The 1,235-nt window shown below is 44.8% G+C and carries 2 protein-coding genes and 1 pseudogene; 1 reads left to right on the plus strand and 2 read right to left on the minus strand.

Annotated features, from left to right (window positions below):
• Positions 1-462: tetratricopeptide repeat protein (locus tag F6K53_RS43575; RefSeq protein WP_293086985.1), on the minus strand; the 462-nt coding region annotated here is incomplete at its 3' end.
• A 184-nt stretch (positions 463-646) separates the two neighbouring features.
• Between F6K53_RS43575 and F6K53_RS43580 the strand changes: the two genes are divergently transcribed.
• The gene (locus F6K53_RS43580) at positions 647-799 is read left to right on the plus strand and encodes a hypothetical protein (protein WP_293086988.1); all 153 of its coding nucleotides are present in this window, start codon (positions 647-649) and stop codon (positions 797-799) included.
• Here F6K53_RS43580 and F6K53_RS43585 read toward each other — a convergent pair.
• Positions 772-1,235 (minus strand): annotated as a pseudogene (locus F6K53_RS43585) (hypothetical protein); the annotation flags it as partial. The gene F6K53_RS43580 and the pseudogene F6K53_RS43585 overlap by 28 nt on opposite strands.

Genomic DNA, 1,235 nt, shown 5'->3' on the forward strand with positions numbered 1-1,235 from the left:
GTCTCCGATATCTTGGTAGATAGCACTAGTTTCCTGCCAAATTGATAAAGCTTTTTCCCCCTGACCTAGAGATAAGTATACTTGTCCTTGGACTGACAAAATTTGGGCTTGTAATTCTTGACGTTCTTTGGTATTATCGAGTTGTGATAGTTGGGTAAAACTCTGGTATATGGTTTCTAATGCTTGGTCTAGGTTTCCCAAACGTTGATAAACTAAAGCTAGATTGACTAAGGAATTAATTTCACCAATAAGGTCGCCACTCTCCCTGTAGTTACTAATCATTTGCTCCAACAACGGTATAGCGTCTTGATATTGACCTGTTTCATAGAGTTGTTGGGCTTGTTGTTCTGGAGAATCAGTAATTGAGTAATCTGGTGTGATTACTGGAGAATTTGATAAGGCTTGTGCTGATGAAACAAAGCACGTTAATGTAATTGCAATTACAAATGATATTTTTTTCATAATAATTAAGGGAATTGGGAATAGAGAATAGAGCGAGCCTTTTGGTGGTGCGTTACGCAGGGCAAACGCATCTAAATTCTAAAACCCTTATCCAATAAAGATTTCATCAATTGATTAAAAACAGGACTCGATCGCTGAAATCTTCACGCCGCCTGCGTTTCAAAAATAAGATGCGTTTGCCCTGGTGCGTTACGGGGCTACTGGCTACTCTGTTGAATATCATGGCCATCGCTCCCCTAACGCACCCTACGCACTACTCCCGACTCCCTACTCCCGATTCCCTACTCCCGATTCCCTACTCCCTACTCCCTACTCCCTACTCCCTACTCCCGAATGACAATCAAGATGGGGCAATATCTGCTCAACAGGAGTACCCCTAAAGGGATGAGCCGTCAGAATAATTGTGCCATCCTTTGCTCTGACCCAGCCTTGGGCTTCGATAATCACTTTTTTGTCTTGGGAAGGGCGTCTCACTGTTCGCGTAGCGTGGCCTTTGGCCTTAGGTTGCTGCCGTAATTGCTGTAATTGTTGTCTTCTGCTGCTGGCTAAGCCAGGACGAGTTCTCCAGCCCACTGTGGTGTCCCTATTAATCACTGGATCGTCTGCACTAGCTGGTAAACCCCCTTTTCCGGTAATGGTAAAGGAACTGCCCCCAGCAATCCGATTATTCTCAAAGCCACAAAGGTCATTGGCCAGGATGGCTTCTGCATCGACCAGGATTCCTGGCAATTCGTTTAAGCCTGATGTGGGGTCTACCTGGGAGATGTTGATAT

It is taken from the genome of Moorena sp. SIO4A1 (genome assembly GCF_010672065.1).
GTDB lineage: Bacteria > Cyanobacteriota > Cyanobacteriia > Cyanobacteriales > Coleofasciculaceae > Moorena.